We start from the raw sequence: 22,228 nt of genomic DNA on the forward strand, positions 1-22,228 counted from the left end.
CTCCTTACATATTCAGACATCCATCCTCGTTTTCTTCCCTTTTTAGCTAATCAGATAACAGTATTTGGGTTTAGAAGCCCGCTCATCAACTGCTCCACTGCAGCCTTTATATCTTTTTGTCTCATGAAATGCTCTCCGACTAGCACCGCATCAACATCCAGCTCATCCATACGATGTATATGTGCCGGAAGATGGATGCCGCTTTCGCTCACTAAGATACAGCCTGTCGGCGCTAGATGTCGAATCCGATTAGTCTGCTCGATATCCGTCTCAAACGTATGCAGGTTGCGATTATTAATGCCTATGAGCTTGATGCCTTCTATCCTGCCAACACGCTCCATCTCCGCCTCATCATGTACTTCTACCAGAACATCCATGCCAAGTTGTCTAGCAGTGTCGTGCAAATGCCGCAGTTGATTATCACTCAAGATGGCTGCGATAAGCAGCACTGCATCCGCACCTAGTAACCTTGCTTCAAACAATTGGAGTTCATCGATAATAAATTCCTTCCGTAATATCGGCAAATCCGTTAAGGCGCGCACCTGCTGCAAAATTTCGCTGCCGCCTTGAAAATAGACCTGATCCGTTAACACGGACAATGCATCTGCGCCTGCTGCCTCATATTCAGCAACAATCTCGGCTGGATCAAAATGCTGACGGATCAGCCCTTTGGATGGCGACGCCTTCTTTACTTCAGCAATCAAGGCAACCGAACGATTTTTATTTGCAGTCAGTGAATCGATAAAACCTCGACATGGAGGAAGCTCTGCTGCCATCTTCTCCGCCTCGATTCGATTCATCACTTGTCTAAGCGTTTGTACTTCTTCTTCCTTCGTACGTACTATCCGTTCAAGAAACATGACTTAGCCCTCCAGTCACTGCGATCCATTGATCCAGCTTTTGATTTGCCAATCCATTATCGATTGCTTCAGCAGCTATTCGAACACCTTCAGCGATCGATCCCGATTGTCCCGCTACATAGATGCAAGCGCCCGCATTGGCAAGAACAATATCCCGGTGGGCTCCCTGCTCTCCATATAGTAGCCCGCGAATAATTTGTGCGTTCGTTGAGGCATCGCCGCCAAGCACATTTTTCAACGGCTGCGTGCGAAGTCCGAGTTCCTCAGGCGTAATCGTATATGTGAATACTTCTCCGTTTTTCAGTTCACTCACCTGTGTTGGAGCAGATAAGCTGATTTCATCCAAGCCATCCTCACTAGCAACAACAAGTGCCCGCTTCAACCCGAGCTCTCGCAAGACTGCCGCGATCGTATCCGTCTTCGTACGGTCATAAATACCTAGCACCTGCCGATCCGCTCCTGCTGGATTTGTTAAAGGACCGAGCATGTTAAATACCGTGCGAACACCAAGCTCTTTACGCGGCGCAGCCGCATGCTTCATCGCAGGATGATACACTTGAGCGAACATGAAGCAGATTCCGATTCGTTCCAAGCACTGGGCAGCTTCTTCACTTGTTAACTGGATATTGACACCGAGCGCCTCCAGAACATCCGCACTGCCGGAACGACTGGAAGCAGAACGATTGCCATGCTTCGCAACCCGAACGGATGCGGACGATGCGATAATCGCCGCGACTGTAGAGACATTTAACTTATGAATGCCCGAACCGCCTGTGCCACACGTGTCCAGCAAACGCTCACGCAAGGTTACGACTTGATAGGCCCGGCTGCGCATCGCTTCAGCAAAACCAGCGATTTCATCAACCGTTTCTCCCTTCAAGCGCAGTCCTGCAAGCAGAGCGCCGATTTGTGCGGATGTTGCGTGACCATCCATAACATTGGCCATGACATCGCGAGCTTCTCCACGGCTTAGGTGCTGTCCCGACAGCACATGGCCAAGCGCTTCCTTCAGCAACGCATTCCCGATTACAAGTTGGCTCGTCATCATAAGTTCCTCCCCTCGGCGACGGGAAGCGAAGCAGCCCGTTCCTCCGTACCAATATAATAGTCCCAGTTCGCTGGCAGCATTGTGGCGTTGGCTGTAGTACTTCTGATTGCTGTCTGTTCAATTGTGCTTGTGCATAGAGACTCATCAGTATTGCGGTCTTGAGCAGCAGACCTAGAAGAACTACTGTTACTTCCGAACATCTCTTCGGTCATTCGGATCGCCAGCAGCAAAGCCTTCGCTTTGTTAATCGTCTCTTCATATTCATTCTCCGGAATGGAATCCCAGACAACTCCTGCACCGGCCTGAACATATGCTCGGCCCTCTCGGAAAATAATCGTTCGTATCGTAATGCAGGAATCCATATTCCCATTGAAGCCTAAATAACCAATGGCTCCACCATAGATCCCGCGCGACTCTTCTTCCAGCTCGGCAATAATCTCCATTGCTCGAATCTTCGGGGCTCCGGATAATGTGCCTGCCGGCAAACAGGACAGAAAGGCATCGAAAAAATCCTTGTTCTTGCGCAGCTTGCCAGATACGTTCGACACGATATGCATCACATGGGAATACCGCTCCACGTTCATGTACGTATCACAGCGTACGGTTCCGAACTCGCATACGCGGCCAAGATCATTCCGCCCGAGATCAACCAGCATGACGTGCTCCGCTCGTTCCTTCTCATCTTGCATGAGATCGGCCTCAAACGCAGCATCCTCTTCTTCTGAGGCTCCGCGCGGTCTCGTTCCGGCAATCGGTCTTGTCTCTACACGCTCATCCTTAATGCGGACAAGCATCTCTGGGGAGGTACCGACAATCATATCGTCCTCTGACTTCAACACATACATGTAAGGCGATGGATTCGTCATGCGAAGCACCCGGTACACATCAAGCGGATCCGCTTGTGTCTGTCGTTCAAAACGCTGGGATAGCACAACTTGGAATATATCCCCGGAACGAATATACTCTTTTGCTCGATTTACTTTAGCTATAAACGACTCCTTCGTTTCTGAGGATCGTACGCCTCGCAGTACCTCTTCTCCCGCAGATGATGCCGATGCTTGCTGAACCGGTCTAGTGCTGCTCGCAAGCGGTGCTGTCAGCTTCATCTGCAGACCTCGCAGCTTCTGTCTCGCTCGCTCGTATCGATAACGAATCATGTCTTCTGAACTATCTGGCTCAACATGAATGTTAACAATGAACTGTATTTGCTGCTTCACATGATCAAAGGCGACCAACTGATCGCAGAACATAAATCGAATGTCATCCATTTGCAATGTATCATACTTATGTCGAGGCAACCGTTCATACTGCTGAACCAAATCATAGCCAAAGCAGCCGATAGCCCCACCTGTCATTGGAGGAAGTCCTTCTATCGCTGGACTTCTATATTTATGCATTAACTTCTTCATCATCTCGATTGGGCGCTCTCGCACCTCTGTGATATGTCCGTGTTCGATCAATCGCAATCGGCCGTTTTTCCCTTGAAGGAGCAGGAACGGATCCGTTCCGATAAAGGAATAGCGGGCCCATTGGACGCCACCCTCCACACTCTCCAGCAAAAAAGCATATGGTTCATTGCGTAATCTTTGAAATAATCGAATTGGGGTTTCTGTATCAGCCATCATCGTCTCTGCAACCGGAATGACATTATATTGCCGGGACAGACGGATAACTTCGTCCAATTGGGGATACATCGCTTTCCACTCCTTTCAACTTCGTTATGTAGCCGTCAAGAACGAATACATAGCGCGTGATGAACGAGAGCGTCTACCAACACATTTCTATTCTGTTATCCACTGTAAACGGCGCCTCCGCGGAAACCATGGTTGTCATATACGAATAGCACAACATTTACAACAGTGCGTTCGAATAAAAAAGCCTCTGCGCAAGGCAGAGGCTTGTTGGTATACGATGAAATTGTGGATGAGTAATTCAAATAAATGAGGATAGGAACAGCCTATATTTGGCTCCATTACTTCGCTGCAATCAAATTGATGTACAGCAAATACAACAGGCTTAAGCCTACATAGACCATATTATTCCTATTCTATCTCGTCTCAGCTCAACTCATCTCAATCTCAACTCTGCTCAACTATGCTCAACTATGCTGATATCAATATAACCGGAAATGAACTCTCCGTCAATCCAGTAACTGATTTTTTGGTCGCAAACGATCCGCACTTACTTGGCTCAGCCACTTCTAAGAGCCTGCCAAGTCAGGTCTGAGACCAATTGCCTCATTTAAGTACACATGGCGGATCTCGTGCTGCTCTTTGTCAGTGTTGATCGTCACCATTAATCGAATGCACAATGGAAGGCTGCCCTTAACCGGGATCTCTACCGCGCACATCAAGGGAACAAGATCCCACCCCTTCATGGCGCGTATCGCACGTGCTGGAAAGGTGGCATTCAAATCCTCTGTCATTGTAATCCAAATATTTGCAATCTGTTCAGGCTGAACGTCATTTTGCTCAACGATCTGCTCAAGCAGAAGCGTGGTCGACTGCAAAATCTCCTCTGCATCATTGCGGCTTACCGTCGTTGCACCGCGTATTCCTCTTGCGTACATGGTCACGCCTTCTTTCCCTTCAATTCTTCGATGATGTCTCGTACAAGGCTGACCGGTACATCCTTGCGAATTTCCACACGCCCAATGGCAGTAGGCACAATAAATACGGTGTGCCCTTCCTTAAACTTCTTGTCATGCATCATAGCTTGCACAATATCGTCCGTATTCATATGCTTCGGTACTGTTACAGGCAAGCCGTATTTCTTCAGTATATTCTCTGTGCGGATCGCTATTTGCTTATCTTCGCCGAGTTGTTCTGCAATACGAGCAGCACCTACCATACCGATTGAGATAGCTTCTCCATGCAGCAATTCACCATATCCTGCGACAGCCTCCAAGGCATGCCCAATCGTATGTCCCAGATTCAATATCGCTCGCAAATCGTGTTCCCGCTCATCTTGTGAGACAACCTGTGCCTTAATCGCACAGCCCTTCAGCAAGCCGTACGTTAGTGCTTCCTCGTCTTTAGCCAGCAAGCGGTCAGCTTGCACTTCACACCAAGCAGTGAACTTCTCATCCCATATAAGGCCGTGCTTAATCATTTCAGCTAATCCTGCTCGAACTTCTCGATCCGGCAAGGTTAGCAGCGTAGAAGTATCGTACAATACCATTTCCGGCTGATGGAAGGCGCCGATTATATTTTTGGCGAACGGATGGTTAACTGCTACCTTGCCTCCAACACTGCTGTCATGAGCCAATATCGTTGTGGGCACCTGAATGAATCGAATGCCGCGCATATAAGTTGCCGCTACATAGCCAGCCAAGTCTCCGACAACGCCACCGCCAAGGGCAACAATAGAGGAATGGCGATCACATCCAGCATCAAGTGCAGCCGTAATGCATTGTTCATACACTCGCAGCGACTTGGACGATTCACCAGCCGCCACAACAAAGGAATGAACTTGATACCCTGCACGGCGAAGGTTGCCTTCTGTATGATTCAAGTATAGCGGAGCAACGTGCTCGTCCGTAATAATGACGATCGGACTGCGAGTAGGGATGCCCCGTAATTGGAACGCCTCACCGATACGGTTAAGAAGACCGCTGCCAATCCAAATCGGATAAGAACGCTCCCCCAGTTCAACCGTTAACTCTGCTGCATTCAAAGTGAGATTCTTGCTCATCACGTTCCCCCCTTTAATATCGGGATACTTGTTCCAAATATTGCTCATAGTTGGCGCGGATTTCTTCCATCGAATCACCGCCGAATTTTTCCAAAAATGCCTTTGCAACTTCCCACGCAACTACATGCTCCATTACAACGCTCGCTGCTGGCACCGCACATGCGTCAGAACGCTCTACCTGTGCTGTAAATGGCTCCTTCGTATCAATATCAACACTGCGCAGCGGTTTATATAATGTTGGGATAGGCTTCATGACACCGCGCACGACTACAGGCATTCCATTTGTCATCCCGCCTTCAAAACCACCGAGTCGGTTCGTAGCACGAGTATAGCCCGATTGTTCACTGTAGAGGATCTCATCATGAACTTGCGATCCGCGCAGTTGCCCCGCCTCGAACCCGATACCGATTTCTACCCCTTTAAAGGCATTGATCGACATGACTGCTTGGGCAATGCGGCCGTCCAGCTTGCGGTCATATTGCACGTGGCTGCCCAATCCAACAGGAAGACCTTCCACGATGCACTCAACAATACCGCCAATTGAGTCGCCTTCCCCTTTAATTTGGTCAATATATGCTTCCATCTTCTTCTCTGTCTCTGGATCGACGACCCGAACAGAAGATGCCTCCGTGCGTTCTCTAATTTCATCAATCGGCAAATGATGAGCAGGAGCTTCAATTTCGCCAATGCGAATAACCTGTCCAGCAATCTTGACACCGAACGCTTCAAGGAATTGACGAGCTACTGCACCAACAGCCACGCGAGCAGCTGTCTCACGCGCGCTGGAGCGCTCCAGTACATTGCGCAAATCCTTCAATTGATATTTCAAGCCGCCGTTCAGATCCGCATGACCTGGACGCGGGCGATGAACGCGACGCTTCTCTTCATCAGTCCCTTCAATCGGCTCCACATTCATAATTTTGGTCCAATGCTTCCAATCATTGTTCTCAACTACTATAGCAATTGGAGCACCTGTCGTACGTCCATGACGCACACCGCCAACGATTGTTGCTGTATCTTTCTCAATTTGCATTCGTCTCCCGCGGCCATAACCTTTTTGACGGCGATGAAGTTGGAAATTGAGTTGTTCGAAATCAATAACCATGTTGCTAGGCATTCCTTCAACAATGGCCGTTAGCTGCGGTCCATGTGTTTCTCCTGCAGTCAAATAACGTAGACTCACAAGTTGCTCCCCCTTTAGGCTGTAATGCTGTAAATGGCTAAAACCCTTAACTTTTTTCTCATTATAGTATAGGAGCCAACGTTTGACAAGAAAACAAAACACGCCCGCAACGCTTGATCGCAAGCGCTAGGGCGCATCTCCCACATCTCATTCATTCGCTCATCTAAGTACGATTCAGTTCGTTCATCATGTACGAGTACAAAATCATATACGTTATGATGATCAAGCAGCTACAGCTTGCGATAGAAGAAAGTTTCTATCGTCTCAAGATGATACTGCTGCGGATTGAAGATTTGCTCCGTGCTTCCAACAAATAAGACGCCGCCAGGCTTGAGTGAATCGGCGAATTTCCGATACAGCTCATGCTTTGCTTCTTCCGTGAAGTATATCATTACATTCCGGCAAATGATCAAATCATGCTGCGTCGCAAATAGATCGGTTAGTAAGTTTTGTTTGCGGAAGTGAATCGCTTTTTTCAAGCGATCAATGATGTGAAAACTATTCACTTGCTGCGTAAAATAGCGGCTCTTGAATGATGAAGGAACATCTTTTAATGAACGCTCTACATATATTGCTTGTTGAGCTCTCCCGAGAGCATTCTCATCAATATCCGTTGCCGTAAGTTCTGTTCGATCAAGCAGGCCCAAATCGTCGAGTATCATCGCCAGCGTGTAAGGCTCCTCTCCTGTTGAGCAAGCGGCACTCCAGCACTTTACATGCTGTGTTCGTGCAGATAGTTCAGGAAGCACACGAGTACGCAGCGTATCCCATCGCAATGGATTGCGCCAAAATTCAGATACATTGATCGTCATCCGATCCAGCATTTCGTCCAGTAAGGCCGAATTGCTGCTCATCGCCTTCGAATAAGACGCAAATGTCGAGTATCCATTCTTCAATCGCAATGTAGACAAGCGTCTACGCATTTGGGTTTCCTTATATTGTGATAAATCAATTCCTGTAGTTGATCGGAAATATTGGACAAATTCCGCATAATCCTGATCATCTCCATGATCCACCGCAGCCTCCTGCCCAGGTGCCGCATTAGCAGCAGGGAAAATAGAAGCAGCATTCCATACGGTCGTCTTATGTTCTGACAATTGTGCTCACACCTTCTAGTTCGTATATGTATGTTGCAAATGAGTTGCTACATGCTATGTGAATAGTACCTCGTATCCTATCAACTTGACAATATAAAAAAACACGGTCGAATAGTAACTATTCGCCGTGTTCTTTCTTAAATCCTGCCTATGTAAGCTCTTACAACAGAAAACAAAAAAATAGATTTACTTCTGTATGTATGAGCCGCGTTCATGGCACCGATTAAATCCACGGCTCCAATGCCCGCTCATAACAAAATGAATCCACTTCTGAGAATAAGTTTGCGATTTCACGTTCAGCGCTTTCTGGAGAATCCGAACCGTGAACCACATTGAAGTTCGTATGACTTGCATAGTCTCCCCGTATCGTCCCTGGTGCAGCTTCAATCACTTTCGTCTTGCCGATCATCAAGCGCGACAAGCTGATAACATCGTCACCCTCCCATATCATAGCAAACACTGGACCAGATGTAATAAAGTCAACGAGTTCGCCAAAAAAAGGTTTTTGTGCATGTTCTGCATAATGACGTTCAGCTTGTTCACGCGAGATTTTCATCAGTTTTCCAGCTACAAGTTTAAAGCCCTTACGTTCAAATCGGCCTACGATATCACCTATGAGGCCTCTTTGTACTCCGTCAGGTTTGACCATGATGAATGTGCGTTCCATACGATCACTCCTACTCAAATGTGAAGTCGTCTAACACACGCATTATACCAAATATTTCTTCAAATGGCACCCGATTTTTTCACCATAGTTCAAATCAATGGTTACGATTCGCAATAAAGTAAGCAATATCGCGCAGATTACGGCGAGCACGGATGTTCGGCAGGCGTTCCAATTCAGCAAGTGCTTTTTCAATATATCGGTTAGCCAACTCTTCAGCACGCTTAATCCCGTTACTTTGACGAATCATATTTAGCGCAGCAGATACATCCGTATCACCATTTTGCTCACGGATTCGATCAATTTCTCGTAGCAGCGGCACTTGCAGCTTATCGTCTTGTAACGCAAATATAACCGGCAGCGTCAAATTCCCTTGGCGAATATCGTTCCCTGGCGGCTTGCCAATTTGTTCCTCCGTACCTGTCAGGTCAAGCACATCATCTCTGATTTGAAATGCCATGCCTACATTGTAGCCGAATCGATACAAGGCATAGCCAATCTTTGATTCTGCATGTGCAGCAATCGCACCCAGCTGGCAGCTGATTGCAATGAGCAATGCTGTCTTGCGGCGGATCCGAAGCAGGTACTGCCGGATTGTCTGATTTGTATTGAAGAAATCTCGAATTTGCTCCATTTCACCAATGCACATTTCCACCATTGCCTTAGACAATATACGGTGAATTTCAGGCTGTCGCAATTCTGTCGCTACCATTAAGGCTTGACCGTACATATAATCGCCCGCATACATGGCAACGCGATTGTCCCATTTAGCCTTTACAGTAAGCTGTCCTCTTCGCATCTCCGCATCGTCTATGACATCATCATGCACGAGTGAAGCCATATGTATTAGTTCCAGAGGCACAGCAACTCGCTTCAGCTGTTCTATATCGTATGTACCGAATTTTCCTGCAAGCAGAACGAACACAGGACGAATCCGTTTGCCTCCCGCTTTCAGTAGATGCAGCGACGCTTCCGTAAGAAGCTGGTGATCAGAGCGAATGTTTCGCTCCAATTCACGCTCAATATACGATACGTCTTGTTTCATTGTCGCATAAATGTCCCACAGTTTCATGCCTTCACCTAACCAACCGTATTTTCCGACCAAAGTTCCAAATGAACTTCGTGATCTATAAGTCCTAACTCATACGCATATTGAAAATAAAGACGGAGGCCCTCTTGCTGCGGCCTTCCGAAATCATAGTTCAATTGAGAAAAATAGTGGCGCCAGTACATTGTCGTTCCACCGATCGAACGTACCGCATCCTGGACAAGCGGCTCAGCATTGCGAATACTTATATGCTTGCTCGCCTCGAATGCCTGTACAATGCGTTCAATATCAGCTGGATAGCGCTGAATGGCTTCCTTGCGTACAGCCCACACGGCAAAGGTCATCCAATGTCCTGTCCACTTATGCCATAACTCTCCAAGATCTATGACCTCATAAGCAGTGTTGCTCCACGAAGCCCGGATTGCATGGTCTCCAATTAACAAGGCAGCATCCGCTTGCTCCATCATTTGTTCCAAGTCAGGATCGAGCGAAACGTACCTCGGACTAGCTCTATAAAACTTGGAAGCAATAATCTTCATCAGGTTAATGGATGTCGCGGAAGATGTCGTTAACGCGATTGTTCCTTGCAGCGCCTCCTGAAGCGACCTCTTTACGAATAGCAGTATCGAATTTACCCTGCCATACGCGCTAACTGATAAGTTCGGAAAAAGCGCGTATTGGCTTGAAGATACTCCATATGCGAAGGCCGATATCGGCCCCATATCAATTCTTCCTTCGGCCATTGCCCTATTTAGGGTTGAAGGCACTGCAGGAATCATCTCAACACCAGCATGCAAGCCTGTTGGGCGGAAATGATAAAAGATCGGCCACACATTCGTGTAATCAATTCGGCCGATCCGAATCTTCGATTGTGTGTGCATCCGAATCCCCCCACCTTGTGAACAACTGATGCTCGATGTTCATGCAGTCCAACACTTTGCCAACAAGGAAATTAATTATATCATCCAATGTCTTCGGATGATAGTAAAATGCTGGCATTGCAGGCACAATGCGGACGCCCATATTCGCGAGCTTCAGCATATTTTCCAAATGTATGGCATGCATAGGCGTCTCACGCGGAACGATAAGCAGCGGACGGCCTTCCTTCATCATAACGTCTGCGGCCCGTCCCATCAGATTATCGGAAGCACCGTGTGCAATCGATGAGAGTGTGCCCATGGAACAAGGCATGATTACCATGCCCTGCACCCGATATGAGCCGCTTGCAATGCTTGCTCCAATATCTTGATTCGGATGATATGTAACGCGATGGGACAGCTCTCCGAACGCCTGCTCAATTGCCTGCTGACGCTTCGTAACATTCCAGCCAAGCTCCTCCTTCAACACACGCCATCCTGCATCCGAAACGATTAGATGCACTTCGTAGTCTGCTTCCAGCAAAGACTGAATCAGCCGCACACCGTATATTGCACCGCTTGCTCCGGTGATTCCCACTACATAATGCTTCCTAGAAGGAGCAATCATCATTTCATCACCACCAAGTCAATGAGCGTAAAGCAAAATACAACGATACTGAGTACGCCGTTCATCGTAAAGAAAGCCGTGTTGAGCTTACTCAAATCGTGAGGCTTTACAAGCAAATGCTCATAAATGAGCAATGCACTAGCAATAACCGTACCAACGATATACCACCAGCTTAATTGCGTTAAAAATAATAACAGGATAAATCCAAATGCCGTTGCAATATGAAATCCTCTTGCAATCCACAGCGACTTCGCAATACCAAAGCGTACCGGTATCGAATTTAGGCCTTCCTTCTTATCGAACTCATAATCCTGACATGCATAAATAACATCAAATCCTGCTGTCCACAACGACACGGTTAAATAAAAGATGAGAGCCGGGGCATTAATTTCATTCGTTACAGCTACCCAGCCGCCAAGCGGAGCTAATGCAATCGTAAGCCCCAGCACAACGTGGCACAACCATGTGAACCGCTTCGTAAAAGAATAAAAGACAAGCATAAAAACAGCAATCGGAAGCAGGTACACAGATAGCGGCTCTAAATTGGCCGCAGCCCAAAATAAAAGACCGAATGATACGGCCGTAAATAATATCACTTCTCCAGCTTTCAGCAACCCCGCTGGAATCGCTCGATTGGCAGTTCTCGGATTCTTCGCATCGATAGCCGCATCAATCAGTCGATTAAGCGCCATTGCGGCACTTCGAGCACCGAACATCGCCATTAGAATCCAGCCCCACTCAGGTAGGGTCGGGAAGCGCTGATGTACAACCATCGCTCCCAATAGTGCCCCCATGAACGCGAATGGAAGAGCAAAGATGGTATGCTCGAACTTAATCATTTCTAAGAATATACGTACTTTTTTAAACATGTTCATTCCCCTTCGTGCCGATGTGAAGAGCGGCAATCCCGCCGAAGAATGGATATGCTTGCACACGTTCAAGTCCATTGTCTCTAAACATCTGTTCTAACTCCTTGCGGCCAGGGAACGTTACCAGTGACTCAGGAAGCCACTTATACTGCTCGTACCGTTTCGCTATTAACTTACCAAGCAGCGGCAGCACATGGCGGAAATAAAAATAATAAATCCCCTTGAACGGCTGCCAAGTCGGCTTGCTTAGCTCTAGGCATACAACTTGTCCACCTGGCTTAACAACCCTGCGCATTTCACGAATGACCTGTTCAAAATCCGGGACATTGCGCAAACCAAATCCAATGGTCACATAGTCGAAGCTGCTGTCTGAAAAAGGAAGCTCCATCGCATTTCCCTCTACAAGCTCAACTTGGCTGTTCAGCCCAGCTTCGTCAACCTTCTTCTGACCGACGGCCAGCATATTTGAACTGAAATCCAGCCCCGTAATCTTGCCTGTACCGCTTGCTTCTGCGAGTTGGATGGTCCAATCACAGGTTCCGCAGCACAAATCCAATGCGGTTTCCCCCTGCTTCATATCCATCTTGCGCATCGTGAAATTGCGCCAAGCCTTGTGACGTCTGAAGCTCAGTATATCATTCATGATATCGTATTTCGGAGCGATACTTTGAAATACTTCTTGAACATAATGTTCTTTAGTCTTGCCAGTCTTTGGCGAATGTGTCTCCACGATCTGTCACCTATTCCTTTCTCCGCCGAACGTATCGTCGATCTATTGGAGTTGAACGCTAACTCATTCACAGACGGGGTAGAGCTAAGAATGCGCCGAGACGCTGTCTTGTGTTCTTATCTAGCGGCAAAGCTACCGCTAGCGTATGCAGCTTGTCTCGCGATACACGCGCCTGATAAGCAAGCTGTTCCCTCACCTCATACTTGGACATGAGCGCATTCCAGAACAACTCGTCATGCGTCTTGTGCTTCAATTTTCTTCGTTCATCATCTGTGCCTTGCTGCCATACATGCCAGTAAGACCAGCTTCCTTCAAATCGAGCGAATTGATCCGCTCGTTCCTGCTCTCGTTCTAACACTTCGAGCTCGGTCATCGCATCAAGCAGTTCTTCCCAGGTTGGGACATCCTCTTGATTCATTTGAGCATTGAAGGATTGGAACAACAGCTTCTTCAGCGTAACGCTCGACCGTAAGTATTCTTCTGCGGTCATCGTCCAATGCTTCATCTTGTCTACTACCGTCATCTTCAAACGATTAATATCGCATACCGCTTGGCTCAAGGTGCGCACCGCATCAATCTGAGCTTGCTGTGCAAGCAAGTTATAGAAGCGGCTGCTAAAGTAATCCCCAGCCAATACCTTGAGCTGACGAGAGCGCAAGTTACGATCGTTATGCTCTTCCGCGGCCAATTCGATCGTATCGTGCGTGTCTAATCCAATCTGCACGAGCGATGTAACTAATGCAAATAATTCACTATGTTCCGCTGTTGGCTTGCTGCGGTTTAAAAAGGCGAACATCAGCTCCACTCTTGCGTTAGGAAACGCAGGTAGTTCCGTGTGCGCCTGGATCATGTCATGTTCAACATACCGCTTAGCCAATTGCGAGATATGATAACCATTCATCTGCTGCCTCCGACTGTACCGGTTAGTCATCCATACGGATGTCGCAATCTAAATCATTATAGCATATGTTTAAAGTGATAGGACAACATTTCTTCGTTTATCCAGTATGTCAAGACTTTACCTCTTCCTCCATGCCAGCATCGGGAAACTGTCGCTCCCAATGAGGCGTATGTATGACGCGCCATGCATCTTCAAGCTGCTTTGGCATAATTCCTTTCGACTTTTGCAACAGTTTCAAGCTCTCCGCGTCTACTTGAGCACGCAATGCATCCATGCCAAGCAGCACATATTTCTTCTTGGCCATGTCGTCTTGAATCACAACGCGCAGTTGCAGCCGATCTACATTGCTCGTTTGCATGAAGGCAAAGCGAAGAAGCTCATACATATCATTATAAATAATTTCTGGATGAACAATTGTGGCGGCAACCTTTACATCAACCGCCAATTTTCCGGAGTGCCAAGACACACGACTGAACTTCAATTGCAAGGGAAGCTCTGACAAATAATCCACAACCTGCTCAGAGCTGAGCTTGATTATACCCGGCGAAGGTGTAAATACTGCCATATCCTTATGGGGATCAGGCTTTTGAGCCCCCATTGAATACAGCAGCCCTAATCCTAGCGGCAGCATAATCGTAGCGAAAAGTACCGAGACCATTGTTCGATATCGATGCAAATCCTTCATTTCGAAATGTGCACCTCCACAAATTGTAGATCCATACAATACAACACTCCAGATAACAGACAGTGTCGACGTTCAAAGGTATGTCCATACCTCATGTCTATAAAGAAAAAAAGCAGGCTATGCCTGCTCTCTCATAAAAACTGTAAAATTCAAACTATTCTTCTTTATCGGTATGAATCATACCGTGCTTCGTCATGACAACCGCTTTGCCGCGGATCTTAATCGCAGAAGTGTGATCTGTGAACTGAGCCACGAGCACTTCATTCTTGTCCAGCTTCTCCGTATGATGGAATTTCGTATCCGTTCCTCGTGTCAGGCCGATCACCTGAACCCCCTGATCTTTCGCCTTTATCACGATAAAGTCATTTTGTGTCTCCAACTTGTTAACCTCCCAGCCTATGTATTAGCTTCCCAGTAGCATTACCATGTGAATCCCCAAGCTTCGGGCATACTATTAGTGTAGCATGTTTCATCTAAAAAAGGAGATACTACAATGCACCCAGCACAATTACAATCCAGCCAGCTCCAGCAGCTTCAGCAATGGGAAGAGCAACTCAGCCAGTCAAGTGGACAGCGTATTGTACTGGTTGCCTATAGTGACAGTGCACACAGCAGAAACACTGTTAGAACTGGTTTAGAGCAACACACTCCACAACTCCCTCTCTGAAAAGGCGCAGAAGCCGCGACATCATGTCGCGGCTTCTGCCTCACTTGCGTTCCCCTATTAGACAAAAGTATGTAAGTTCACTTATTTGATGCCATCTTTAAGTGCTTTGCCTGGTTTGAACGCAGGGATTTTGCTTGCAGGAATTTCGATCTCCTCACCCGTTTGCGGGTTGCGGCCTTTGCGAGCGGAACGTTCGCGCACTTCAAAGTTACCGAATCCTACCAATTGGACTTTGTCGCCATTCTGAAGCGCGTTCGAAATTGCTTCGAATACAGCATCAACAACCTTAGTCACATCTTTCTTGGACAATTCTGTAGCTTCAGCCACTTCAGTTACCAATTCAGATTTGTTCATTTCTGTTCACCTCCTGATTCAAGTATGCATCGTTATCCATTTTTTTCACTGTTTCTCTTAAATTTATACCTGATCGTCAGCAAAACAGCGCAATACACAATATCCAATCTGTTTCCAAATCGGTCACAGAACAAATTTATAGTAATATACCGTTCTCACAAATGCAAGTAGGGAGTGAGTAACAAAGTGATTACAGTGTATCTTCTTAACTTCTTACCGCGTACCGCACACCGTTCGATCTCCATCGTCTCGCAATCTCTTCCCAGCAGAAGCATAGAACAGCAGTTGCTCCTCCGTAGCTTCACCTCGGTTGAATAGCTTCACCATTTCCCCATCATACATAACAACAATACGATCACCCACCATTAAAGCCTCATACATATCGCTTGTAAAGTAGATGATTCCCCTGCCTTCATCCGACAACTGGCCAATAATACGGAAAATTTCATTTTTTGCCCCTACATCTATACCATTTGTCGGTTCATCAAGCACAAATACATGCGCATCCGTATCCAGCCACTTTCCAATTGCAATTTTCTGTTGGTTACCTCCGCTTAAGTATTTCACTTTCTGCTTCGTGGATGCAGCTTTAATGTCAAGTTGTTTCATTACCCGCTCAGCTAATATTCGCTCCCGTGCAGTAGATACAAAGCCGGCAGTGCAATAATTGGGCAATGATGAAATACAAAGATTGCTCTGTACGGACTCGTCCATAAATAAGCTGTACTTGCGGCGCTCCTCAGGAACAAGCACAATGCCTGCATGAATGGCGTCACGCACAGAATGGGGCCGAAGGATATGTCCATTCAGAGTCATCTCTCCGGTGTCGCACGGTTCAGCCCCCCCAAGGATACGGGCAAGTTTTGTTTTCCCTGATCCAACTAGGCCAACAAATACAAGAATTTCCCCTCTCCTCAATTCAAAACTTACATTTTTTAACTTTTTCCCGCATGTAATCCCTTGCACTGTCAACAGCACTTCACTGCCAACCGAGGAATTCATTGGAAATTCCTCATCCAACGTTCGATCCAGCATGCATTGAATTGCTTCCTTGGGACATATTTCAGAGATCGGAGAACTAAGAACCAATTCCCCATCACGCAAAATCGTAATTTTGTCACACTGCTGAAACACCTCCGCTAATCGGTGGGTAATAAACAGAACAATTACCCCCTGATCCCGAAGTGAACGCATAACAGCAAATAACCGTTCAGATTCCTCAATGCTTAGCGATGCGGTCGGCTCGTCAAATATGACAATTTTGGCTTGATTCATAAATATCCGGGATATGAGCACCATCTGTTTCTCAGCTAAGGTGCATTCCTCCACTCTTTGTGAAGGAGAGATCATAAACCCTAAATCATCCATGATTGCAGCAGCTCTTTTTTTCAGATTCGCTGGGCGAACCCAACAAGAACGATTGCCCATGCTTAAATCATCCATCATAATGTTCTCAGCCACCGTCAGATTAGGAACAAGTGCGACATCGACTTCCTGATATACACAGTGAATGCCATGCCTCTTTGCATCTGCTGGGGATTGAATCGATAGTTGTTCACTCCCAAGCTGGATGACTCCGACATCAGACTGACATGCGCCTGACAATATATTCATCAACGTACTCTTCCCCGCTCCATTGGAGCCAACAAGAGCATGAATTTCACCGCTTGCTGCAGTAAAGTTGACTTGCTTTAGAACGGATACCCCGTTATACGACTTCGTTATTCCAAGCATGTACAAATTTGAATCCAATTCAAATTGACATTGGCCTGCCGCACCCGTATCGGAGACATGCGCGGAACGTATGCTTGAATCTACAGGCGCTTTCCATACGCTGCTCATTTCAATCCCGCCTCTTGACTTTACTGATCCTTCTTTTATTTATAGACAGATGGTTAAAATCCCACATTTTACCGTTAACGGCATTATTCTTAAATATAACCGCTTCTTTCGAGTCTGTAAATTCATTTAGCGATAAAATATTGATGATTTTTTTGTTGTTCCACGCAAAAAAACTAAGCTGCATGTTCCTTGCGGAACTGCAGCTTAGGCAAATTGCATAGCCATTATAGAATGATAGCGATGAGACCTCCTGAGCCTTCGTTGATAATACGGCCCAATGTCTCTTGAAGCTTGTAACGAGCATTGTCTGGCATCATAGCGATTTTGCCTTGTATGCCTTCACGTACGATGGAATGAAGCGATCTGCCGAAAATATCAGATTCCCATATCTTCGTTGGATCATTTTCAAAATCCTGCATCAAGTAACGCATCAACTCTTCGCTCTGCTTCTCTGTCCCGATAATTGGAGCAAATTCAGACTCTACATCGACGCGAATCATATGAATCGAAGGAGCCGTTGCTTTTAGACGTACTCCGAAGCGTGAGCCTTGACGAATAAGTTCCGGCTCATCGAGTGCCATTTCGTTCAAGGTAGGTGCTGCAATTCCGTAACCCGTCGTCTTGACCATTTCAAGCGCATCTGCGAATCGGTCGTATTCCCGCTTCGCATGCGCGAATTCCTGCATCAGTTGAAGCAAATGATCCTTGCCTCGTATTTCTACCCCGACCACTTCCATCAGGATTTGGTCGTATAATTCGTCCGGCGCGTACAAGTCAATCTCAGCAACGCCTTGACCCATGTCCATTCCGCTCAATCCAGCTCTGGCAATGAAATCATACTCCATAAATTGCTGTACAACACGGTCAACGTCTCTTAGTCGTCTAATATCCTTGACCGTATCCCGCACGGACGCCTCATAGCTGGAGCGCAACCAATGATTGTCGTTCAATACCATTACCCAACTAGGCAAATTGACGTTTACTTCGTGAACTGGGAATTCATAAAGTACTTCTCGCAATACGCCCATTACATCTTCTTCGCCCATCGTTGCCGCACTAAGTGCCATTACCGGTATGTCGTATTTAATCTGCAGCTCATTACGCAGTGCAATTGTCTCTTCGCTGCGGGGTTTTGTCGAGTTAATAATCAGCACAAATGGTTTGCCGACTTCCTTCAACTCTTCAATAACGCGCTCCTCAGACTCGATGTACGAGCTTCGTGGAATCTCCGCAATCGTACCGTCTGTGGTCACGACAACACCTAGTGTAGAATGCTCTTGGATGACTTTACGCGTGCCGATTTCAGCCGCTTCCTGGAATGGTATCGGCTCTTCGAACCACGGCGTATTAATCATGCGTGGTCCATTCTCATCTTCGTAGCCTTTGGCCCCAGATACCGCATAACCTACGCAGTCTACTAGTCGAACATTTACATCCAAGCCTTCTGCTACTTTAATTTGAACTGCATTATTCGGAACGAATTTTGGCTCGGTCGTCATAATGGTCTTGCCAGCAGCGCTTTGCGGCAATTCATCCACTGCTCGAATGCGGTCGGATTCGTTCGTGATATTAGGCAATACGACCGTTTCCATAAATCGTTTGATGAACGTCGATTTCCCTGTGCGGACCGCACCGACGACCCCGAGGTAAATATCCCCGCCGGTACGCTCGGCTATGTCCTTAAAAATGTCCACTTTCTCCAATTGATATCCCCTCCTCAAATTTTTCCGACGGACTACGAGACAACGTTCGCCTCTCGCCCTTCAGAAACGATTGGCACCGTTGCTAGGATTGAGCTGTTGCCGTTGTCGCCAGTGTTCGCCGCCGAGATTTCACGTCGTACAAGGGCATTTCGACGCAACTCGTACATGCTTTTGGACTAGTAACATCTTATTTGCTAGACGGCATAAATATGCCCCTCACACAAAACATTTTTGAAAATGATTCTGTTCTAGTAGAAAGTAATGATATCCTTCGCGGGTGACCCCCTATTGGGCACGTACGTAGAAGGTAATAAATATTCGCCTTCCAAATCAGATATATGATGTTAGAAACGAAGTATGCCATATATTGCACATAGATTCGCAAACCAAGCCTATTTACATACAAAAAAGGCCAGTCGAAACGACTGACCTAAATTTCATTTTATGATTTCACGATTTGGAAGTCTCTACTTGTGGAACAGGCGCACCCTTGCTCCATTTGTAAGCGACAGACTTAACCGGTACATAGAAGGAAGCATCCGTGAGCATAGGCCGCAGATCTTTTTCTTGCCCAGACGGCTGTATCTTAGAGGCATCTATTAGCTGCATGATGTCCTGCGCATAATCCGCATAAACTCTTCCTTGATCATCCATCATGAACTCCAGCACTCTGCGGCTGAATGGACTGTGCACCTCTGCTGGACGTACACTAATTAATTGCTCATCAATCCGATAGAATCCAGGATAGATCTCCTCCTGCTTCGGCAGTGTTCCCTTGGATCGCTTATATGAATCGATGGCACGAGTAAGATCGTTGACTCGCTGAGAGGTGAGCAAGTCCATTACCTTCACCTTTGGATTCGTTTCTTCATCAATGATCAGATAAACACCCGATCCGCCGGACTCAAACGCACTTCCAGGGATTGCACTAAGCAGATCTCTTCGCTTGAGCAAATCAAAATTAACGCGAAACTTTTCATAACGCGGAACACTTTCATCACTACTAATTAGCGGAAGCAATCCTGAATCCTTTTGGTACTGTTCCACCGCATTTTGGACAAGCAGCACACCTTCACGAACCGATTGTTGGCTCTCTTTGCGCTGATCTTTGGGATATAGACATCCCTGAAGCGTCATGCTAATAATGATGAATAGTGCGATGCATCCGATTTTCCTACCCGAACTCAACCACATTTCCTCCTCATTTATCATCCCATACTAGGGGCTATAACAGTCCTTTTTATCCGCCGTCACCATAATCTGTCTTCTTCCTGTTCCGCAAGTTTGCGACGGATAAGTTCTTTCAATGGATCCTCTGGCACTTCTACCGTTACTGTGCCCGTCTTCCCTGTGAGCAGCGTTTGGCACGATAATCGAAGCCCTTGCGGGGAACTAATGCCAAGCTTATTGCATTCTGCTAACGTAGGTTCCCCGAGTATTCCATCCACGTCAATCGCTACATTCACTTTACACATTAGGCAGCCTGCCTTCCCGCTGCATCTTGTACGGATCGCAACACCTGCTCTCCGCGCTGCGTCCAATACCGTCATCGAACGCTTAACCTCCCACACCTTTCCAGAAGGCTCAAACCGCACTATCGTCCCCATAATCGTCAGCCCCTTTCCTCACAGTTGACTGGGCTATCATACGGCTCTTTCTGTAGTCATCAAATTCATATTTTATTAACCAAAATGAGCTTTTATATTCGGGCACCGCCCACCTACTAAAGCCGCCATATACTCCGGTGCAGAGCAATTCGCCAATACCGCACTCATAGCAGCGATATGCTCTTCTGGGGCGGTATTTATCACCCGCGCTATCGAGGAGACTCGATCCTCCCGCTGTCGCAAAATATTGAACACCAGTTCATGTGCAAGAGGCATTAGCGCAATGCTGGAATGAGCGATTTCATACGTGATTCGATGGTTCCACAATGAATCGTGTATGATTGTCTTATATTGGCAATTCGGGGTGGTGACGATGAACTGTCCGACCAGTTCAACAGGAACCTCTCCGATTTGGTAATGGCTTAATAACGAACGATATGTGAGCGTTTCATTCCACTCCGGAACGTCGATAGCAAATAACTTCCATTGTTCCTGCAGCCGTTTTGCATCGATTTCGTCCGCATATATATCTACATCCCGTGGCTCCCGCCCAAGCGATACTCCCTGCAATGCCAATCCGCAGCTTCCACCTAGCATCCAGTGCTTCGTATCCTTATCCACCGACTCTGTTAGTTGTTCAATTGTATCCATTATAGGTACGGATAATGATAATATCATGCCAATTGCTCCATTCGATTTGAATCATGCTCACTCATCCAGGCTGTCAGCCAAACGAATGATGTATGTATTAGAAATATGGCTTATGTACTGCCCGAATGAAGCCATCTGCCTCTGCAACAACCTGACAAGAAAGACGATAGCCCTGTTCGAACTCTTCTTCCCCCATACGATTCCATTCTGCATCCGTTACTTCAGATACATATTCATGTCCTACTTCAATCAAGCAGCGGCAACGTGCACAAGTCCCCCGCGTACAAGCATAATTCCAGTCCACACCTGATTCCTTGGCCGCATCAAGTAGTGTGGTGCCTACGGGAACTGAAATGTTAGCTTGCTTCGTCTTGCCTACAAATAGGATGTCCACCATCCTCAATCACACTCCTTCATCGCCCCATCGTCCATTACGAGTTAGAGAGCTTGTATGTTGTGCGCTTACATAATAGAGAAAAACCCATATACCATGCCTGCAAGCAGCATAATGAACGCAATAAGCGAAAGAATGCCTCGAATCCAGCCTCTCGTCTTACTTCTGGCAAAAGCAATGAGCAGTGCGGAAAAGGCCATCAGACCAATTCCAATAAAAGATACCCACATTTTTGTCATACTGTCCATTTTCCCGATTCTCCCATTCATTCAAACTGCTCTCATTATACCATTCGATGAATTAGAAGAGAAACGTTTTACAACAACAAACACAAAAAAACGACACAACATGCCTTATGGCTGTCGTGTCGCTTTCTTTCATGCGAAACTGATTGCAGCGGCTATTTCTTCATCAATTTCATCAATGCTTCCAGGTTGTTCGCATTTACTCCGCTCTTCTTTACGGTGCTGACAATATCATTTATCGTCGATTCGGAGACCGGGAGTTTAGCCATTGCAGCAACTTGTTTAATCAACTGCCGCAATTGCGCCTCATTCTGCATCGTTGAAGGTTTCACCGTACCTGCAAGCTTTTTAATCTGATTTTCCGTTATATTCTTGCCTGACTTCTTATTGATGGCATTCAATGCATCCTTCGGAAATTTATTCGACATATCGCCCCTCCTCGGGTCTGTACTCTCTACAGTGTATGTCATCATAATTAAGAAGGTGAAAGATTATTCATCAA

25 protein-coding genes are annotated in these 22,228 nt (G+C 46.7%); all 25 read right to left on the reverse strand.

The genetic code is table 11. The features are described from left to right. Positions 1 to 50: 50 nt before the first annotated feature. Entirely contained in the window at positions 51 to 860 is an 810-nt protein-coding gene (gene trpC, locus NO352_RS12585) for an indole-3-glycerol phosphate synthase TrpC (protein WP_289355821.1), read from the reverse strand. Next, on the reverse strand, positions 850 to 1,908 hold the full coding sequence (trpD, locus tag NO352_RS12590; protein ID WP_483311834.1) for an anthranilate phosphoribosyltransferase: 1,059 nt from the start codon (positions 1,906 to 1,908) through the stop codon (positions 850 to 852). The genes trpC and trpD overlap by 11 nt, the downstream gene beginning before the upstream one ends. Continuing rightward, positions 1,905 to 3,602 (reverse strand): anthranilate synthase component I, encoded by a 1,698-nt coding sequence (gene trpE, locus NO352_RS12595; RefSeq protein ID WP_289355822.1) that lies wholly within the window; start codon positions 3,600 to 3,602, stop codon positions 1,905 to 1,907. Before trpE ends, trpD begins: the two co-directional genes overlap by 4 nt. Positions 3,603 to 4,108: 506 nt before the next feature. Further along, positions 4,109 to 4,477, reverse strand: a complete 369-nt coding sequence (gene aroH / locus NO352_RS12600; protein ID WP_163978149.1) for a chorismate mutase — start codon at positions 4,475 to 4,477, stop codon at positions 4,109 to 4,111. Between the two features lie 2 nt (positions 4,478 to 4,479). Further along, complete coding sequence (gene aroB / locus NO352_RS12605) at positions 4,480 to 5,601, reverse strand: 3-dehydroquinate synthase (protein WP_005546927.1); 1,122 nt, start codon at positions 5,599 to 5,601, stop codon at positions 4,480 to 4,482. Positions 5,602 to 5,614: 13 nt separating this feature from the next. Then, a complete protein-coding gene (gene aroC / locus NO352_RS12610) occupies positions 5,615 to 6,784 on the reverse strand; it encodes a chorismate synthase (protein ID WP_163978147.1) in 1,170 nt (389 codons plus the stop codon). Between the two features lie 230 nt (positions 6,785 to 7,014). Continuing rightward, the gene (locus tag NO352_RS12615; RefSeq protein ID WP_005546923.1) at positions 7,015 to 7,881 is read right to left on the reverse strand and encodes a CheR family methyltransferase; all 867 of its coding nucleotides are present in this window, start codon (positions 7,879 to 7,881) and stop codon (positions 7,015 to 7,017) included. 223 nt (positions 7,882 to 8,104) lie between these two features. Further along, positions 8,105 to 8,548, reverse strand: a complete 444-nt coding sequence (gene ndk, locus NO352_RS12620; RefSeq protein WP_163978146.1) for a nucleoside-diphosphate kinase — start codon at positions 8,546 to 8,548, stop codon at positions 8,105 to 8,107. Between the two features lie 94 nt (positions 8,549 to 8,642). Continuing rightward, a complete protein-coding gene (gene hepT / locus NO352_RS12625; protein ID WP_005546921.1) occupies positions 8,643 to 9,617 on the reverse strand; it encodes a heptaprenyl diphosphate synthase component II in 975 nt (324 codons plus the stop codon). Positions 9,618 to 9,625: 8 nt separating this feature from the next. Next, positions 9,626 to 10,474, reverse strand: coding sequence for a menaquinone biosynthesis protein (locus tag NO352_RS12630; protein ID WP_289355823.1), 849 nt, complete (start codon positions 10,472 to 10,474; stop codon positions 9,626 to 9,628). Beyond that, entirely contained in the window at positions 10,437 to 11,081 is a 645-nt protein-coding gene (locus NO352_RS12635; protein WP_005546917.1) for a UbiX family flavin prenyltransferase, read from the reverse strand. Before NO352_RS12635 ends, NO352_RS12630 begins: the two co-directional genes overlap by 38 nt. Beyond that, complete coding sequence (locus tag NO352_RS12640; RefSeq protein ID WP_005546914.1) at positions 11,078 to 11,947, reverse strand: UbiA-like polyprenyltransferase; 870 nt, start codon at positions 11,945 to 11,947, stop codon at positions 11,078 to 11,080. Before NO352_RS12640 ends, NO352_RS12635 begins: the two co-directional genes overlap by 4 nt. Next, positions 11,940 to 12,677, reverse strand: a complete 738-nt coding sequence (locus tag NO352_RS12645) for a demethylmenaquinone methyltransferase (RefSeq protein ID WP_005546912.1) — start codon at positions 12,675 to 12,677, stop codon at positions 11,940 to 11,942. The genes NO352_RS12640 and NO352_RS12645 overlap by 8 nt, the downstream gene beginning before the upstream one ends. A 67-nt stretch (positions 12,678 to 12,744) precedes the next feature. Beyond that, entirely contained in the window at positions 12,745 to 13,578 is an 834-nt protein-coding gene (locus NO352_RS12650) for a heptaprenyl diphosphate synthase component 1 (RefSeq protein ID WP_005546909.1), read from the reverse strand. A gap of 109 nt (positions 13,579 to 13,687) precedes the next feature. Then, positions 13,688 to 14,263, reverse strand: coding sequence for a hypothetical protein (locus tag NO352_RS12655; protein ID WP_289355824.1), 576 nt, complete (start codon positions 14,261 to 14,263; stop codon positions 13,688 to 13,690). A 154-nt stretch (positions 14,264 to 14,417) separates the two neighbouring features. Then, positions 14,418 to 14,642, reverse strand: coding sequence for a trp RNA-binding attenuation protein MtrB (gene mtrB / locus NO352_RS12660; RefSeq protein WP_005546907.1), 225 nt, complete (start codon positions 14,640 to 14,642; stop codon positions 14,418 to 14,420). Positions 14,643 to 15,011: 369 nt separating this feature from the next. Beyond that, positions 15,012 to 15,284 (reverse strand): HU family DNA-binding protein, encoded by a 273-nt coding sequence (locus tag NO352_RS12665; RefSeq protein ID WP_005546905.1) that lies wholly within the window; start codon positions 15,282 to 15,284, stop codon positions 15,012 to 15,014. Between the two features lie 213 nt (positions 15,285 to 15,497). Further along, positions 15,498 to 17,126 carry a sugar ABC transporter ATP-binding protein gene (locus NO352_RS12670; RefSeq protein ID WP_326847681.1) on the reverse strand — a complete coding sequence of 543 codons (1,629 nt, stop codon included), beginning with the start codon at positions 17,124 to 17,126 and terminating at the stop codon, positions 15,498 to 15,500. A gap of 224 nt (positions 17,127 to 17,350) precedes the next feature. After that, positions 17,351 to 18,829 (reverse strand): stage IV sporulation protein A, encoded by a 1,479-nt coding sequence (gene spoIVA, locus NO352_RS12675; RefSeq protein WP_005546901.1) that lies wholly within the window; start codon positions 18,827 to 18,829, stop codon positions 17,351 to 17,353. Between the two features lie 450 nt (positions 18,830 to 19,279). Next, the gene (locus NO352_RS12680; protein WP_005546899.1) at positions 19,280 to 20,023 is read right to left on the reverse strand and encodes a hypothetical protein; all 744 of its coding nucleotides are present in this window, start codon (positions 20,021 to 20,023) and stop codon (positions 19,280 to 19,282) included. 56 nt (positions 20,024 to 20,079) lie between these two features. Continuing rightward, positions 20,080 to 20,436 carry a 2Fe-2S iron-sulfur cluster-binding protein gene (locus NO352_RS12685; protein ID WP_005546897.1) on the reverse strand — a complete coding sequence of 119 codons (357 nt, stop codon included), beginning with the start codon at positions 20,434 to 20,436 and terminating at the stop codon, positions 20,080 to 20,082. A gap of 75 nt (positions 20,437 to 20,511) precedes the next feature. Then, positions 20,512 to 21,114: a nucleotidyltransferase family protein gene (locus tag NO352_RS12690; protein WP_005546896.1), complete on the reverse strand. Its 603-nt coding sequence runs from the start codon at positions 21,112 to 21,114 to the stop codon at positions 20,512 to 20,514. A 70-nt stretch (positions 21,115 to 21,184) separates the two neighbouring features. Next, positions 21,185 to 21,484 (reverse strand): 2Fe-2S iron-sulfur cluster-binding protein, encoded by a 300-nt coding sequence (locus NO352_RS12695; RefSeq protein ID WP_005546894.1) that lies wholly within the window; start codon positions 21,482 to 21,484, stop codon positions 21,185 to 21,187. 65 nt (positions 21,485 to 21,549) lie between these two features. Continuing rightward, positions 21,550 to 21,729, reverse strand: a complete 180-nt coding sequence (locus NO352_RS12700) for a DUF2768 family protein (RefSeq protein WP_005546893.1) — start codon at positions 21,727 to 21,729, stop codon at positions 21,550 to 21,552. A 152-nt stretch (positions 21,730 to 21,881) separates the two neighbouring features. Continuing rightward, the gene (locus tag NO352_RS12705; RefSeq protein WP_005546892.1) at positions 21,882 to 22,154 is read right to left on the reverse strand and encodes a stage VI sporulation protein F; all 273 of its coding nucleotides are present in this window, start codon (positions 22,152 to 22,154) and stop codon (positions 21,882 to 21,884) included. Positions 22,155 to 22,228: the final 74 nt, after the last annotated feature.

Origin of the sequence: Paenibacillus sp. S-12, assembly GCF_030363895.1 — a bacterium.
Classification (GTDB): domain Bacteria; phylum Bacillota; class Bacilli; order Paenibacillales; family Paenibacillaceae; genus Paenibacillus_B; species Paenibacillus_B alvei.